Source organism: Marinobacter halophilus (assembly GCF_003007685.1).
Lineage (GTDB): Bacteria > Pseudomonadota > Gammaproteobacteria > Pseudomonadales > Oleiphilaceae > Marinobacter > Marinobacter halophilus.
This window is the reverse complement of record NZ_PXNN01000011.1, coordinates 552,440-567,443: the sequence shown is the minus strand read 5'-3', so window position 1 is coordinate 567,443 and position 15,004 is coordinate 552,440. Positions and strand designations below refer to the sequence as shown.

The window sequence follows — 15,004 nt, the reverse complement described above, 5'->3', positions numbered from 1 at the left end:
AAACTCAGCGAATAAACAGCTTATATACCATCCGATGGGCAGCCGTTCCGTGCGGCGCATACACAAACTTGCCGCTGTTGAACTTCTGCTTGGTAAAGATCGCCCGGTGATGAGAAAAGGTCAGGAAACCTTCGCGGCCATGATAATGGCCCATGCCCGAATCACCGATGCCCCCGAACGGCAGATCGTCCTGCGCCACATGCATCAGCGCATCGTTGATGCACATCCCGCCGGACAGCGTGTTGTCCACCACATGTTGCTGATGCGATTTGTCATAGCCGAAGAAATACAGCGCCAGCGGCCGCGGCCGATCATTAATGAAGTGAATGGCCTCATCCAGATTGCCGTAACTGACTACCGGAAGGATCGGTCCGAAAATCTCATCCTGCATCACCTTCATATCCGGCGTGGTCTTCAGCACCAGCGTCAGTGGAATCTTGCGGGTACCGTCCTTCATGTTCTCATTGGCCGGATTGATCTCCACCAGTTCCGCGCCTTTGGCCCGTGCATCGTCCAGATAGCCCTGCAGGCGCTGATACTGGCGGTCATTAATGATCGCCGTGAAATCGTCGTTGTCACGCAGGCTCGGATACATCTCCGCGAAGCGGGCGCGGAACTCATCGACGAATGCCTGAACCCGATCCGCCGGGCACAGCACGTAATCCGGGGCCACACAGGTCTGACCGGCATTAAACGCCTTACCGAACGCAATGCGCTGGGCGGCGTCTTCCATTGGCACATCCGGCGACACAATCGCCGGCGACTTGCCGCCCAGCTCCAGCGTTACCGGCGTCAGATTCTCCGCCGCTGCCCGCATGACCAGCCTGCCCACCGTGGTGGAGCCGGTGAACAGTAGATGATCGAAGGGGCGCTGGGAAAAGTCAGCGGCGACATCGGCCTCGCCGTTAATCACCGACACCAGGTCTTCCGGGAACATCGACTCGATGATCTCTTTGAACAGCGCCGACGTGTGCGGGGTGAACTCGGACATCTTGATCATAGTGCGGTTGCCCGCCGCCAGCGAGGCGACCAGCGGGCCAACGGCCAGGTACAGAGGGTAGTTCCAAGGCACGATCACACCCACCACACCCTTGGGCTGATAATGAACTTTATTGCTGGCAGGCTGGAATAGCATCGACACATGGCGTTTGGATGGCTTCATCCAGTCGCTAAGGTGCTTCAGGGTGTAGTTAATACCCTGAATAGAGGGCATGACTTCGGCAATCAGCGTCTCGTCTTTGGAGCGGCAACTGAAATCCCGGTCGATGGCGTCCAGCAGGCGATCCTGGCTGTCTAAAAGGGCACGTTTAAGCCGCTTCAGGTTTTCCTTGCGCTCGGTCAGAGACGGCGCCGGATTGTTCCGAAACGCTTCCTTCTGGTCATCGAACACACGGTGGGTGTGCTGAATCTGCTTTTTGCTCTCGGTGAGCTGGACGACGGTGGCACCCATGCTTCTCTCCCCATCGGTTGCGGGCAGGTTCCCGCAGCCTGTGTTATTGATTGACCAAAATCTGGTCGATTTGCGCTTGGGGGTATTATTAGAGTATATACTCTAGGCAGTCAAGAAATGCTGGATAGCTCATCGGGCCATCCGTGCTGCAGAGACCAACAATGACCGGCGAGACGATGAAAACCAGAGACAAAATTCTGCTAACCAGCCTGGAACTTTTTAACGAACGGGGTGAGCGAAACATCACCACCAATCATATCGCTGCCCACCTGGCGATTTCTCCGGGCAACCTGTATTACCACTTCCGCAACAAGTCCGACATCATCTATGAGATCTTCCAGGAGTACGAAAAACTGGTCGATTATTATCTGGATATTCCGGAGGACCGCGCAATCAATCTGGAAGACCTGACCTTTTATCTGGAGTCGGTGTTTGATGGTCTGTGGAGCTATCGGTTTTTTCACCGGGACCTGGAATACCTGCTGGACAGCGACCCCCGGCTGCGCCAGGACTACCGGGGGTTTACCAATCGCTGCCTGGCGGCCATTGACCGAATCTTTGGCAAACTGGCCGACGGCGGAATCATCGCGCCGCAGCTTGATGAGTTGCGTTCGGCCATGTCGCTCAATGTCTGGCTGGTGATCACCAACTGGATGGCGTTCCTGAAAACGGCCCACGCCGCTGACGAGTCAGCCAGCCTGACGCTGACCGAACTCAAGCAGGGTATCTATCAGGTACTGACGCTGGAGTTGCCTTATCTCACACCCGAATACCGGGAGCGCGTAATGGCATTGCGGGAGAAGTACCGGCCCAGTTTTCCGGATACTTCCGAGTCTTCGGGCTGTCGGGAAAGTGCCGCACGCGAGGTGGGTTAACTGAGTGGCGTAAGGGTTTGGTTAAAATTCACCCAAAAATTGAACTTTATGTAAGGGTGCCGCTCAAAAGGAGTGATGCGGGGAACCGGACATTCCCTGCGTCTCCTGAGTGAGTTCTCAGGTACGTCGCAAACCCTGACGTTTCTCCGGTCTACCTGATGGTAGACCGGTTTTTTATTGATGGGCGTCTTCTTCCTCGGCTTCCAGCCAGTCTGTCAGTGCCGTCCGGCACTCCTCTAACCCCGTTTTTGCGGTGGCCGAAAACATGATCAGGTGCTCCACGCACTGATACGCTTTCAGCTTTTGCGCAATCCCCAGCATGGCAGTTTTGGCCTGCCCATATTTGAATTTGTCGGCTTTGGTGGCAAGAATCATCAATGGCAGGTTGTTATGTTCGCACCATTCCACCATCATTTGATCGAAATCGGTCAGTGGGTGACGAATGTCCATCACCAGCACCAAGCCACGAAGGCACCGGCGATCGTTCAGATAATGGCCCAGATGCTTTTGCCAGTCGTCCTTCATATCGCGAGAAACTCTGGCGTAGCCATAGCCTGGCAGATCGACCAGGCGAACATTTTCTTTGTTCAGGGTAAAAAAGTTGATCAATCGGGTGCGGCCAGGTGTTTTACTGGTCCTGGCCAGCTTGCCGTTGACGGTGATGGCGTTCAGGGCGCTCGATTTGCCAGCATTGGAGCGCCCGGCAAAGGCAACCTCGGCGCCGATGTCGGGCGGGCACTCGTCCAACCGGGACGCGCTGATCAGAAATCGGGCGCTGTTGAAGGAGAGGCTTTTTTGAGTCAGGTCAGAGTCCACGACGGTTGGCGTTCCTTTGGATTTCAGTTATCGGCGATTAATGTATAATGCTACACCAATTTCCAGTGGGACGCTGCGCGTTGCCGCTGTAAGCCCCGGTTTTGTGCCTGATCGTTCAGCGCCTGCCGGCTGCACCACGAAGAATACTTTCAAGATGCAAAGATGAGAGAAGCGGAGCGAGCATGAAAAGACTGATCGCAGGAGTTGTTCTCGGAGTTGGCCTGACAGCAATGGCTCACGGGGCAGGAGATCCGGCAGCGGGTGAACAGAACGCAGCAGTATGTGCGGCGTGCCATGGCCAGGGCGGTGCCAAGCCGATCATGGCGGTGTATCCCAAACTGTCTGGTATCGGCGAAAAATATCTGTATCGGCAGTTGGTAGACATCAAAGCCGGGGATCGTCCGATCCCGGAGATGACTGGTCTGCTGGATAACATGTCCGATCAGGATCTCTGGGACCTGGCTGCCTATTACAACGAGCAAGAGATGGTGGTAGGTCAGGCTGATCCTGAGCTGATTGATCGCGGTCAGGCGCTGTACCGGGGTGGCAACATGGCCTCTGGTGTTGCGGCCTGTGCAGGCTGCCACAGTCCCAGTGGCGCTGGTAATGAACCCGCAGGCTATCCGGCCCTGGGTGGCCAGACCGCCGGCTACGTGGCGCAGCAGCTAAAAGCCTACCGCGACGGCGAACGCGCGGCCGGTGCTAACGCAGCGATCATGATGGATGTTGCGTCAAAATTGAGCGATTCCGAGATTGAGGCGCTGGCTAACTACGTTTCCGGTCTGAACTGAGCCCGGCCCGCAGTTGCTGATGACAAAAACCCCGCGTTCGCGGGGTTTTTGCTACTTACCTTTCCGTAATTATTCCCTTTGCCCAGCAGTGGAACTTTCCCGGTTTGCTGGGTCATAATCCGTCTGACATCAGAATACAGAACTCGGAGATTCCCGATGATAAGAACACTAGGCACAGTCGTTATATTGGCTTTTTCCATCGCTTTTGGTGCTGTGGCCCAGGCGCAGTCCTGGGAAGAAGGCCGGCACTACCGCACCCTGGACAATCCGGTCCGCACTGCCTCTGACGGCGGCGTCGAGGTTGCCGAGGTGTTCTGGTATGGCTGCCCTCATTGCTACACGTTCAAGCCGTTGGTTGAATCCTGGGCGGATAAGGCTCCGGACTACGTAAATTTTGTCAAATTGCCGGCTGCGCTTGGCCAGAGCTGGGAGCCTCATGCTTACGCTTTCTATGCGCTGGACGCCATGGGTGAGCTGGATAAGGTGCACGATGCCCTGTTCACCGCGCTGGCGGGCGAGCGTCGTCCGCTGAATACCCCGGAAGCGCTGGCGGATTTTGTCAGTGGTTACGATGTCGATGCTGAGGAGTTTCTGAGCAATTACCGGAGTTTTGGCGTTCGGGCCCGGGTGCAGCAGGCGCAGTCAAAGATTCGCGGCGCGCGCATCACCGGCACACCGACTATGCTGGTTAATGGCAAGTATGTGGTCAGTGCCTCAATGGCTGGCGGGCACGAAGATGTTCTGTCGGTGGTCGATCATCTGGTCGAGCAAGAGCGTGCGGCGTCTCAGTAATCAGCGATGATGCTTTGAGGGGCACGTTCAGGCTCAGCGTGGGAATGCCCGGTTATGTATAAGCGGATCCGAAATCAGCTCAATGGTATGCTTAGAGGGCCCGAAGGCCCTCGTGGATCCTGCTCGGGCAGCGAGCACGTGCCCGAGTTTGAGGCTCATCGTTACCTCCGGTTGCTCACTTTTAATATCCAGGTGGGCATCAATACCTCGTCCTACCATCACTACCTGACCCGAAGCTGGCAGCATTTTCTGCCTAATCGTCGGCGTATCGAGAACCTTGACCGCATTGCCACCCTGCTCCGGCAGTATGATGTAGTGGCCTTGCAGGAATGCGATGGCGGCAGTCTGCGCAGTGGCTATATCAATCAGGTGCAGTATCTGGCAGAAGCGGCAGGTATTCCTTACTGGTACCAGCAGCTGAACCGGAACATGGGTCATATCGCCCAGCACAGTAACGGCCTGTTAAGCCGTTACCGACCGCTGGATGTGACCGAGCACAAGTTGCCCGGCCTGATCCCCGGTCGTGGTGCCATCATTGCCCGTTATGGCGCGGCGGATGATCCGCTGATACTGGTGCAGATGCATTTGTCGCTCAACAAATCGGCACAGCAACGGCAGCTGGGCTATATTCGGGATCTGATTGCGGATTACCAGCACGTGGTGCTGATGGGCGATATGAATGCCCATGCCGAACAGCTGCTGACGCAAACGCCGCTAAAGGAGAGTGGGTTGATCGCGCTGCCTGATACTGCTCACAGCTTTCCCAGCTGGCGCCCGGAAAAGGCGCTGGATCATATCCTGGTAAGCCCATCCCTGGAGATTCGGCGGGCAGAGGTGATCAGTTACCCGGTGTCGGATCATTTGCCCATTGCGATGGATATCGCGTTGCCCAAGGGCTATCTGGAAACTTACTGAGTAATTCTCAGGCACAAAAAAACCCGGCTCGCTGGCCGGGTTTTTTTGTGGAGGCAGGATCAATTACTTGATCTTGGCTTCCTTGTACGCAACGTGCTTGCGGACAACCGGATCATACTTTTTGATCTCGATTTTTTCCGGAGTGTTACGCTTGTTCTTGTTGGTCGTGTAGAAGTGACCAGTGCCTGCTGAAGATACCAGCTTGATTTTCTCGCGCATGATGCGGTTCCTTATACTTTCTCGCCACGGGCACGAAGATCGGCCAGCACGATGTCGATGCCTTTTTTGTCGATGATGCGCATGCCCTTGGTGGATACGCGCAGCTTCACGAAACGCTTCTCGGTTTCAACCCAGAAACGATGGCTCTGCAGATTCGGCAGAAAGCGACGACGAGTGTGATTCATCGCGTGGGATACGTTGTTACCGGTAACCGGACGCTTACCGGTAACCTGACAAACTCTGGACATACTTGCCTCCGACCTGAGCAATGGTCTATTTATACAAATTCAATGTTTAATGCGTCTCTGGTTGCACAGGAACCATAACTGCTCCCGGTTAACGCCTCTAAACTGAGCGCTGCTCGCCAGACGCCGCCAGAAAGGGACGCTTTTATACCAGAACTGGTCAGCCAACGCAAAAAATTGTTGGGAATTTGTCCAGTTTACCGGAAGCATCTCCAAGGCAGCTACATCAATCCTCGTTCAGCGAGAGATATTACCTCACCGTGGCCGATAACCATATGGTCAAGAACCCTGATATCGACTAATCTAAGCGCTTCTTTTAAGCGCCGGGTCAGTGAAATGTCTGCCTGACTGGGTTCGGCGACGCCGGACGGGTGGTTGTGGGCGAAGATGACAGCTGCGGCGTTATCCTCCAGGGCCTGCCTGACCACCTCCCGGGGGTAGACAGCGGCACCGTCGATGGTGCCCCTGAACAGTTCGCGGTACTGGATGACCCGGTGCCGGTTATCCAGAAACAATCCGGCAAAGACCTCGTGCGGGTAGGTGCCCAGTCGGCTGGTAAGAAAGCGCCGGGTATCGGCCGGGGAGCGTAGCGGGTCACCCTGTCGCAATGGCTCGTCCATCACCCGGCGCGCCATCTCCATGGCGGCCTGGACCTGAGCGTATTTGGCGGTGCCCAATCCTTTGACGTCACAAAATTGCCGGCGGGAGGCTGTCATCAGGCCGCGCAGGCCGGAAAATTCGCTGACCAGGTGCCGGGCCAGGGCCATGACCGGCATGCCGGGGGTGCCGGTGCGCAGAAAAATCGCGAGCAGTTCGGCGTCAGAGAGTGCTTCGGGTCCGTGGGCAAGCAAGCGCTCGCGGGGCCGTTCATCGATGGGCCAGGCGGAATCGTTCATGGTTTGCGTCCTTGCATGTAACTAGGTTGATGGTGCGTCCTGCACCGGGGTCTCGGAGTTACAAAGGGTACTCTAAAAAGTAACATTTGGTAAACGAACTAGTGCTCGCGCAGGCTGCCTGTCGGCTACGGGCGTGCTATCTTATAACTCATTCATTTTACGGGATTACGGAGCCCTGATGGCCGCCAGAAAAATTCTGCTGGGAATCACCGGCGGCATTGCCGCCTACAAAAGTGCCGAGCTGGTTCGGTTGCTGAAAAAGTCCGGGCATGACGTGCGGGTTGTGATGACCCGGGGTGCCGAAGCCTTTGTCACGCAGCTGACCTTTCAGGCGCTCAGTGGCGAACCGGTGCGCACCTCGTTGCTGGATCCGGAAGCGGAAGCCGGAATGGGGCACATCGAGTTGGCCAAATGGGCTGATCAAGTGGTGGTTGCGCCGGCTTCTGCGGACTTTATCGCCCGTCTGGCTCAGGGTATGGCCGATGATCTGCTGACGACGGTGTGTTGTGCCACCGAAGCGCCCATCGCGGTGGTACCGGCGATGAATCAGGCTATGTGGAGCAATCATCGGACCCAGCGAAACATGACGTTGCTGGCGGAGGATCCGCAAATCTCGGTCTGGGGCCCCGATCAGGGTGAGCAGGCTTGCGGTGACACCGGGCCTGGCCGGATGCTGGAGCCGGAGGCGCTGGCCCATCTGATACGGCAAGGGTCGTCCGGGGCGGCCGAAGGGGTGCTGACCGGCCAGCGGCTGGTGATCACCGCTGGCCCGACCCGGGAGCCCATCGATCCGGTCCGGTACATTTCCAATCACAGCTCCGGAAAAATGGGTTATGCCATTGCTGGTGCGGCTGCCCGTGCCGGAGCGAGGGTAATCGTTATCAGTGGCCCCGTTAATCTTGATGCCCCCGACGGCGTGGAAGTGCGCCCGGTGGTCACCGCTGACGACATGCTGCGGGAGTCTGAGCGCGCCGTCAGCGAAGGCTGCGACGTTTTTATCGCGACCGCGGCGGTGGCCGATTACCGGCCCGAGTCCTGTGCCGGTGACAAGATCAAGAAAACCCGTGATGCCATGTCGCTGGCGCTGGTGCGCAACCCAGATACCCTGGCCACTATTGCGGCCAGGCCAGACGCGCCCTTTACTGTAGGCTTTGCCGCTGAGACCACGGAGGTGGCCCGTTATGCCACCGATAAAATGCAACGCAAAAAGCTCAACATGATCGTGGCCAACGATGTCTCCACCCCGGGGCTCGGTTTTAACAGTGACCACAATGCCGTGACGGTATTTTGGCCTGAAGGGCAGCAGGCCATTGGCCCGGACAGTAAGCACTCCATCGCGGCACAGTTGGTGGCGTTGATTGCCGAACACAGTAAGAAGGTCGGGAACTGATGAATCGAAAAAAACTGCAGGTAAGAATTCTGGATGAGCGCATCGGTGGGGTGATTCCGTTCCCGGAGTACGCGACCGAGGGCTCGGCAGGCCTGGATCTCCGGGCGGGGATTGAACAAGCCCTGACCGTTGCACCGGGTGAAACTCACCTGATTCCTACCGGGCTGTCCATCCACATTGCCGACCCTTCGTTGGCGGCGATGATACTTCCCCGCAGTGGTCTTGGTCACAAGCACGGCATTGTGCTGGGAAACCTGGTCGGGTTGATTGACTCGGACTACCAGGGTGAGTTGATGGTGTCCTGCTGGAATCGGGGCCAGACGCCGTTCACCATCGAGGTGGGTGAGCGCATTGCCCAGCTGGTGCTGGTGCCGGTGGTGCAGGCCGAGTTTGAGGTGGTTGCGGAATTCGATGCCAGTGCCCGGGGCGACGGCGGTTTTGGCTCGACCGGAAGCCGGTAGACCCGGTGCCGGCGGGCCGGCTGCGCATCAGCAGGCCGGCGTCTATACTTTGCGGATAACCGATTGTCCGGGACGTAATAATAACTGCGGGAAGCACTATGAAATTCGGTAAGAAGAAAGCTGAGGAACCGGCGGTAAACGAGCAGTCTGAAGTCAAACCTGACAAGAAGACTGAAAAAAAAACCGGTAAAAAAAATCAGCGGGCCGGAGAATCCTCGGGCTCTGGCCTGAAGCGTCTTAACTCGGTGGCTTTAAATCAGGCTCTGGTGGTCATCCTGGCGGGCGTGGCAGTAGCGTTGCTATTGCACTTTGCGGTTATTGAGCCGTCCGCCGAGCGCAGCTATCAGCAGGCGCGTTTGGTGGAGGCAGACAGTGCCCAGCAACGGCTGAATCACTATTTCAGCGCCCAACAGGAACAGGTGCGCGCGCTGGCCAACCAGCGTCACGTAGTCAGTCAGATATCCGAACAGGCCGACTTTGCCGCCCTGGCGAATCAGCTGCAGGCCGCTTTGCCAGGCGCCCAGGCGGTGTTTGTGTTCCGCTATCGGGATATTCCCCGCACCGGCAGCAACGACACCCTGTTGGGTTTTGCGGGGCTGGAGTTGGCGCGGCGGGCGGAGAATGGCCAGTCGTTGCTACCGGATGCCTTCCCCAGAAATAACCAGTGGTACCTCCAGCACGCCGCAGCGGTGCGGCACCCGGTCAGCAACGCTGTGGTAGGCAGTATTGTCGTGGTTTACGATGCTGCGCATCTGCAGCCTCAGCTGTCGGTTACCAACAGCCAGCTGGGTGGGCAATTGGCGTTGTTGCAGGCGGTGTCCGGCGGTTCCCGTACCGTGGTCAGTTCCGGTAACGGCTCTGGTCCGGCCGAGGTCAGAACGCTGCTGAATCCGGACTGGACGGTGGTTTACCAGCCGGCATCGGCTCCGGCAGCGCCGGTCAATACCGTAGTCATGGTCACATTGGTCGGGCTGCCGATACTGGTCGCTGCGATTGTAGTTTGGCTGCTGCTGAGTGGGGCTCAGCGCGCCATCCGCCAGGATGTTACCGCACTGATTCAGTGGTCTCACAAAGTGTTTGGCGGGGAGCGGGTCAAGCCGCCAGGCTTCCGGTGGGATATGGTGGCGTCTACTGGAGAGGTGTTGTACCGACTTTCCCAGATGGTTGAAAAGCGTCTCGCCAAAGCTTCTGAGAGTGCCCGGCCGAAGCCGCCCTCTGCTGGTGGCAAGAAAGCGGCGCCGGCAGAAGAACCGCTGTTTCAGGACAAGGACATGCCGGACATTGATATGCTGGACAGTGATGAGGACGTGCTGGGTTTTGGTGGTAGCGACGACTCATTGTTTGATGAAGACATTCCCGAAGTTGAAGAAACCCAGTTGCCCTCGGTTTCCGTTAATCCTGAAATTTTCCGTGCTTATGACATTCGCGGCATTGTCGACGATAGCCTCTCTGCCGAGGTGGTTGAGGTTATTGGCCGCGCTATCGGGTCGGAAGCGGCTGACCGTGGCGTAATCTCGCTCTGCATTGGCTACGATGGTCGCCATTCCAGCCCGGAGTTGGCCGATGCGTTAGCCAGAGGGATTATGGCAGCCGGCTGTAATATCATCCATTTGGGTGCGATACCCACCCCGGTGCTGTACTTTGCTACCCACCATCTGCAGACCGGTTCCGGCGTTATGGTCACGGGAAGCCATAACCCGGCCAACTACAATGGCCTGAAAATTATGCTGGGTGGCGAAACCCTGTCGGGGGAGGCAATCCAGAAGCTGTATCAGCGCATCCAGACCGGCGACTTCAGTTCAGGTCAGGGCGCCCAGTCCAGCGAAGATGTGCGCCGGGCCTACCTGGATCGCATTGTCGGTGATATTGCGGTGGCTGCCCCTCTGAAAGTGGTGGTTGATGCCGGCAACGGTATTGCCGGTGAACTGGGTCCCATGCTGATCGAGGAGCTGGGCTGCGAAGTGACGCCACTTTACTGTGAGGTCGACGGCGATTTCCCGAATCACCACCCGGACCCGGGCAAGCCGGCCAACCTGCAGGACCTCATTGCCAAGGTAAAGGAAACCGGATCCGACATCGGGCTGGCCTTTGACGGCGACGGCGATCGCCTGGGCGTGGTCACCAACACCGGCAAAATTATCTGGCCAGATCGGTTGCTGATGCTGTTTGCCCGCGACGTGGTATCCCGCAACCCGGGCGCGGACGTGCTGTACGACGTCAAGTGCAGCCGTCGTCTGGCCGGAGTGATTTCCGAGGCGGGCGGTCGCCCGATTATGTGGAAATCCGGGCATTCGCTGATGAAGGCAAAAATGAAGGAAACCGGAGCGCTGCTGGCGGGCGAGATGAGCGGTCATATCTTCTTCGGCGAGCGCTGGTACGGATTCGATGACGGCCTGTATTCGGCAGCCAGGCTGCTCGAGATCCTGGGTATTGAAGACCGTCACAGTGAGGACGTTTTCGAAGATTTCCCGGAGGATATCAGCACGCCTGAGCTGAACGTCGAGGTGACGGAGATCGAAAAGTTCGCGATCATGGAACGCTTGGGCCAGCTGGGCGAATTTGGCGATGGCAACATCAGCACCATTGATGGCATTCGCGTGGATTATGTCGATGGCTGGGGTCTGTGCCGGGCCTCCAACACCACCCCGGTTCTGGTACTTCGCTTTGAAGCCGAAACCGACGACGCTCTGGAACGAATCAAATCCGTGTTCCGGGAGCAATTGACCAAAGCCGCACCGGGTCTCGTGGCGGACTTCTGACAAGCCCCATTTACTGACAGCAAGGAATTACACATCATTATGGCGCTGGATCGTGAAACAGCAATGCAGGTGGCCTCGGTACTGAGCCGGGGCTTGCCCTATATCCAACGATTTACTGGCAAGACCGTCGTCATCAAGTACGGCGGCAATGCCATGGAAAACGAAGAACTGAAAAGCAGCTTCGCCCGCGATGTGGTGCTGATGAAGCTGGTGGGCATCAACCCGATCGTAGTTCATGGCGGCGGTCCCCAGATTGGGGAGCTTCTGGAGCGGCTCAACATCCAGTCCCGCTTCGTCAATGGCATGCGAGTGACGGACTCCGCGACCATGGACGTGGTGGAAATGGTGCTTGGTGGCCAGGTCAACAAACAGATCGTGTCTTTGATCAACGCCCAGGGCGGCACTGCGATCGGCCTGACCGGAAAAGATGCCAACTTGATTCGTGCCCGCAAACTGGAAGTGGTGAACCGCTCTCCGGAACTGGAGCGCCCGGAAATCATCGATATCGGCCACGTTGGTGAAGTGGCTAGCGTCAATGTTGATGTGATCGACATGCTCACCCGCAGCAATGTCATACCCGTGATCGCGCCGATTGGCGTCGGGCCAGACGGCACCTCCTACAACATTAACGCTGATCTGGTGGCTGGCAAGGTGGCAGAAGCCATGAAAGCCGAAAAGCTGATGTTGCTGACCAACGTGTCTGGCCTCAAGAGCAAAGACGACAAGGTTCTGACAGGACTCACTGCGCAGCAGGTTAACGACCTGATTGAAGACGGCACCATCCACGGTGGCATGTTGCCCAAGATCCGGTGTGCCCTGAGTGCGGTCGAGAACGGGGTGCGAACCTCGCACATCATTGATGGACGCGTTGCCCACGCCTGTTTGCTGGAAATCTTTACCGACGAGGGTGTCGGTACCCTGATTTCCCGCAACTGATTCACCTGAGCCGGAGCAACCGGATGAAGCGCCTGTTGTCATTTCTGATCATTGTGGGAATAGTGGCCTTCGCCGGCTTCAAGGCTGGCGTCTGGTGGTTGACGGATCAACGCATGGCAGAGGCGCGCACCGCACTCTCTGATTACGGCGTGCTGGAGCGCGGCAGCATTGGCTCGGCGCTGGATGGCCGGATCATTCTGAAGCAGTCCAGCTGGCAGAACTTTCGGCTGACCCAACCGCTGGAGCTGAGGCTGCTGGAGTTTGATGCCGGATCGCCACTGGCGTTGCTGACCACACTGGCCAACCCGACCTCGTTGCCTTCAACCTGGCAGCTGGTGGTCGAGCAGGCCAGCATGGCGCTGGAACCGACCATGTTCCGTAACTGGGTGACCGCCGGTGCCGAGACCGAGTCGCTGCCACCGCTGCTGGCCCTGGCCTGCGCCCCGGACCCACGCCAGCAAATTGGTAGCGGTGACCTCGTGCGTATGGGGATCCCGGCAATCCGGGGTGATCTGGTGCTGAATCAGCGCGCCAGCGGTGTGCGGGCGGAAATCAACACCGTCGCCACAGGAAGCCTGGAGCTTGACTGGCCAGGTGCCCGCGTCAATCTCTCTGGCCAGGAGGCTACGTTGTCGAGCAGTGCGGAGCCGATCGGTGTTACCTTCCGCGATGCCGGCCTGATGCGTCGCCTTTCTGCCTATTGTGCCAGGGAAGCCGGGCTGGACGTGGATGAGTGGGCCCGTCATGCCGTATCGGCGCTGGAAGCTGGCCTGCAAGCCCGCGGTTATCAAGGCAGCGACCAGTTGCTGGCGTTGTATCGGCAATGGCTGATGGAAGGCGGCGAGCTGATCATGGCCATTCAGCCTGGCTCTGACACCCTGGGCATCCCGGTACGCTCGGGATCGGAACCCGGCTCGGCCTGGGGAGTCTCCTACAACGGCGCCGGTGTGCCCGATATCTACCTGACCGAAATGGAAGCGCCCGCGTCACCGCTGCCGCTTGAAGCCATGGAGCCAGTGGTGCCCCGGGAAGAGCCGGGGGTTCTGCAGTGGTATGCTGATGAGCTGGACAATGCGCAAATCTGGATCGGGCGGCAGGTCCGGGTGACCTTGTCCAACGACAACCAGGTCGAAGGGCGCCTGGTCAGTGTCGGTGAGCGTGAACTGGAAGTATCGCGCACCGTGGCCGGCGGTGAAGTGGCCTACCCGATACTGATCCGGGCAATCAGGCAATTTGACGTCTGGCGGCGGGGCCGCCCGGACTGAGATTAACCGCCGGGAGGCTGACATGGTGCAAAGTACAGACAAGGCAAACGCGGTACCGGGCATCCGGGACATGCTGACCCGGCTGATTTCGCTGCCCTCTATCAGCAGTGCGTCGCCGGATTGGGACCACAGCAACGAAGCGGTGATCCGCACTCTGGCGGAGTGGCTGGAGCCACTGGGATTTGCCGTGGACATCCTGGAAGTCCCCGGCATGCCCGGCAAATACAACCTGATTGCCACCCTCGGCAGCGGCTCCGGCGGCCTGGTGCTGTCCGGCCATACCGACACCGTGCCGTTTGACGACAAACGCTGGCAAAGTGATCCTTTCACCCTGACCGAAAAAAACGATCGCTGGTACGGTCTGGGCACCTGCGACATGAAAGGCTTCTTCCCACTGGCCATCGAAGCCGCCAAAGCCTTCGTCGACCAGCCCCTGCAACAACCCCTGATCATCCTGGCGACGGCCGACGAAGAAAGCTCCATGAACGGCGCCCGCGCCCTGGCTGAGGCCGGCAAACCGAAAGCCCGTTACGCGGTCATCGGCGAGCCCACCAACCTCAGGCCGGTGCGTATGCACAAGGGCATCATGATGGAACGGCTGAGGTTTGATGGGCAGTCTGGCCACTCCTCCAACCCGGACCTCGGCCGCAACGCTCTCGAAGGCATGCACGAAGCCATGGGCGAATTGCTGGCCCTTCGCGCCGAGTGGCAGGATAAATATCGTAACCCCAATTTCGAGGTCCAGGTGCCCACCCTGAACCTGGGCTGCATCCATGGCGGCGACAACCCCAACCGCATCTGCGCCCAGTGCGAACTTCACTTCGATCTGCGCCCGTTGCCTGGTATGAACATGGAAACCCTGCGCCAGAGCATCCTAGGCCGGATGCAGCCCCTGGCCGAGCGCCACCAATTGAACCTGACCTTCGAGCCCCTGTTCGACGGCGTGCCCCCGTTCGAAACCCCGGCCGACGCCGCCCTGGTCAAGGCCTGTGAGAAACTCACCGGCCACACCGCCCACGCCGTCGCCTTCGCCACCGAAGCGCCCTGGTTACAAAAGCTGGGTCTGGAAACCCTGGTCATGGGCCCGGGCTCCATCGACCAGGCCCATCAGCCGGACGAATATCTGGAGCTGGCCCAGCTGCAGCCAACGGTGGATATCCTGAAAGGATTAATCAAAGAATTCTGTCTCTAACA

15 protein-coding genes are annotated in these 15,004 nt (G+C 58.3%); 10 read left to right on the top strand and 5 right to left on the bottom strand.

From position 1 onward, the window contains the following. Positions 1–4: 4 nt before the first annotated feature. Positions 5–1,450, bottom strand: a complete 1,446-nt coding sequence (locus tag C7H08_RS09030) for a coniferyl aldehyde dehydrogenase (RefSeq protein ID WP_106671393.1) — start codon at positions 1,448–1,450, stop codon at positions 5–7. Positions 1,451–1,626: 176 nt separating this feature from the next. Between C7H08_RS09030 and C7H08_RS09025 the strand changes: the two genes are divergently transcribed. Next, entirely contained in the window at positions 1,627–2,325 is a 699-nt protein-coding gene (locus C7H08_RS09025) for a TetR/AcrR family transcriptional regulator (protein ID WP_106671564.1), read from the top strand. A 174-nt stretch (positions 2,326–2,499) separates the two neighbouring features. Here C7H08_RS09025 and yihA read toward each other — a convergent pair whose 3' ends face one another. Then, positions 2,500–3,141: a ribosome biogenesis GTP-binding protein YihA/YsxC gene (yihA, locus tag C7H08_RS09020; protein WP_106671392.1), complete on the bottom strand. Its 642-nt coding sequence runs from the start codon at positions 3,139–3,141 to the stop codon at positions 2,500–2,502. Between the two features lie 182 nt (positions 3,142–3,323). Here yihA and C7H08_RS09015 point away from each other — a divergent pair, with 182 nt between their 5' ends. The 3 genes from C7H08_RS09015 (at position 3,324) to C7H08_RS09005 (ending at position 5,639) form a co-directional block, all read left to right on the top strand. Then, positions 3,324–3,932, top strand: coding sequence for a c-type cytochrome (locus tag C7H08_RS09015; protein ID WP_106671391.1), 609 nt, complete (start codon positions 3,324–3,326; stop codon positions 3,930–3,932). A 156-nt stretch (positions 3,933–4,088) separates the two neighbouring features. Then, entirely contained in the window at positions 4,089–4,724 is a 636-nt protein-coding gene (locus C7H08_RS09010; protein ID WP_106671390.1) for a thiol:disulfide interchange protein DsbA/DsbL, read from the top strand. A 54-nt stretch (positions 4,725–4,778) separates the two neighbouring features. Continuing rightward, entirely contained in the window at positions 4,779–5,639 is an 861-nt protein-coding gene (locus C7H08_RS09005; RefSeq protein ID WP_106671389.1) for an endonuclease/exonuclease/phosphatase family protein, read from the top strand. Between the two features lie 63 nt (positions 5,640–5,702). Here the strand turns inward: C7H08_RS09005 and rpmG are convergent, their stop codons facing one another. The 3 genes from rpmG to radC form a co-directional block, all read right to left on the bottom strand. Beyond that, positions 5,703–5,858, bottom strand: a complete 156-nt coding sequence (gene rpmG / locus C7H08_RS09000) for a 50S ribosomal protein L33 (protein WP_007153739.1) — start codon at positions 5,856–5,858, stop codon at positions 5,703–5,705. 11 nt (positions 5,859–5,869) lie between these two features. Next, entirely contained in the window at positions 5,870–6,106 is a 237-nt protein-coding gene (gene rpmB, locus C7H08_RS08995; protein ID WP_106671388.1) for a 50S ribosomal protein L28, read from the bottom strand. Between the two features lie 218 nt (positions 6,107–6,324). Beyond that, positions 6,325–6,999 carry a RadC family protein gene (gene radC / locus C7H08_RS08990; protein ID WP_106671387.1) on the bottom strand — a complete coding sequence of 225 codons (675 nt, stop codon included), beginning with the start codon at positions 6,997–6,999 and terminating at the stop codon, positions 6,325–6,327. A gap of 178 nt (positions 7,000–7,177) precedes the next feature. On the opposite strand from radC, the gene coaBC reads away from it, so the two are divergent. From coaBC to argE, 6 genes are all read left to right on the top strand, one after another. Beyond that, a complete protein-coding gene (gene coaBC, locus C7H08_RS08985; RefSeq protein WP_106671386.1) occupies positions 7,178–8,389 on the top strand; it encodes a bifunctional phosphopantothenoylcysteine decarboxylase/phosphopantothenate--cysteine ligase CoaBC in 1,212 nt (403 codons plus the stop codon). Next, on the top strand, positions 8,389–8,850 hold the full coding sequence (dut, locus tag C7H08_RS08980) for a dUTP diphosphatase (RefSeq protein WP_106671385.1): 462 nt from the start codon (positions 8,389–8,391) through the stop codon (positions 8,848–8,850). The genes coaBC and dut overlap by 1 nt, the downstream gene beginning before the upstream one ends. A gap of 98 nt (positions 8,851–8,948) precedes the next feature. After that, positions 8,949–11,609, top strand: coding sequence for a phosphomannomutase/phosphoglucomutase (locus C7H08_RS18485; RefSeq protein WP_106671384.1), 2,661 nt, complete (start codon positions 8,949–8,951; stop codon positions 11,607–11,609). Between the two features lie 39 nt (positions 11,610–11,648). After that, a complete protein-coding gene (gene argB, locus C7H08_RS08970) occupies positions 11,649–12,545 on the top strand; it encodes an acetylglutamate kinase (RefSeq protein ID WP_106671383.1) in 897 nt (298 codons plus the stop codon). 23 nt (positions 12,546–12,568) lie between these two features. Beyond that, on the top strand, positions 12,569–13,810 hold the full coding sequence (locus C7H08_RS08965) for an acetylornithine deacetylase (protein WP_106671382.1): 1,242 nt from the start codon (positions 12,569–12,571) through the stop codon (positions 13,808–13,810). A gap of 22 nt (positions 13,811–13,832) precedes the next feature. Further along, positions 13,833–15,002, top strand: coding sequence for an acetylornithine deacetylase (gene argE, locus C7H08_RS08960; RefSeq protein WP_106671381.1), 1,170 nt, complete (start codon positions 13,833–13,835; stop codon positions 15,000–15,002). Positions 15,003–15,004: the final 2 nt, after the last annotated feature.

Excerpts from the sequence above, each read along its gene's own strand:
- C7H08_RS09025 (WP_106671564.1), top strand. The coding sequence starts at position 1,627 with ATGAAAACCAGAGACAAAATTCTGCTAACCAGCCTGGAACTTTTTAAC.
- C7H08_RS09010 (WP_106671390.1), top strand. The coding sequence starts at position 4,089 with ATGATAAGAACACTAGGCACAGTCGTTATATTGGCTTTTTCCATCGCT.
- radC (WP_106671387.1), bottom strand. The coding sequence starts at position 6,999 with ATGAACGATTCCGCCTGGCCCATCGATGAACGGCCCCGCGAGCGCTTG.
- argB (WP_106671383.1), top strand. The coding sequence starts at position 11,649 with ATGGCGCTGGATCGTGAAACAGCAATGCAGGTGGCCTCGGTACTGAGC.
- C7H08_RS08965 (WP_106671382.1), top strand. The coding sequence starts at position 12,569 with ATGAAGCGCCTGTTGTCATTTCTGATCATTGTGGGAATAGTGGCCTTC.
- rpmB (WP_106671388.1), bottom strand. The coding sequence starts at position 6,106 with ATGTCCAGAGTTTGTCAGGTTACCGGTAAGCGTCCGGTTACCGGTAAC.
- coaBC (WP_106671386.1), top strand. The coding sequence starts at position 7,178 with ATGGCCGCCAGAAAAATTCTGCTGGGAATCACCGGCGGCATTGCCGCC.
- argE (WP_106671381.1), top strand. The coding sequence starts at position 13,833 with ATGGTGCAAAGTACAGACAAGGCAAACGCGGTACCGGGCATCCGGGAC.
- rpmG (WP_007153739.1), bottom strand. The coding sequence starts at position 5,858 with ATGCGCGAGAAAATCAAGCTGGTATCTTCAGCAGGCACTGGTCACTTC.
- C7H08_RS18485 (WP_106671384.1), top strand. The coding sequence starts at position 8,949 with ATGAAATTCGGTAAGAAGAAAGCTGAGGAACCGGCGGTAAACGAGCAG.
- C7H08_RS09005 (WP_106671389.1), top strand. The coding sequence starts at position 4,779 with ATGTATAAGCGGATCCGAAATCAGCTCAATGGTATGCTTAGAGGGCCC.
- C7H08_RS09015 (WP_106671391.1), top strand. The coding sequence starts at position 3,324 with ATGAAAAGACTGATCGCAGGAGTTGTTCTCGGAGTTGGCCTGACAGCA.
- C7H08_RS09030 (WP_106671393.1), bottom strand. The coding sequence starts at position 1,450 with ATGGGTGCCACCGTCGTCCAGCTCACCGAGAGCAAAAAGCAGATTCAG.
- dut (WP_106671385.1), top strand. The coding sequence starts at position 8,389 with ATGAATCGAAAAAAACTGCAGGTAAGAATTCTGGATGAGCGCATCGGT.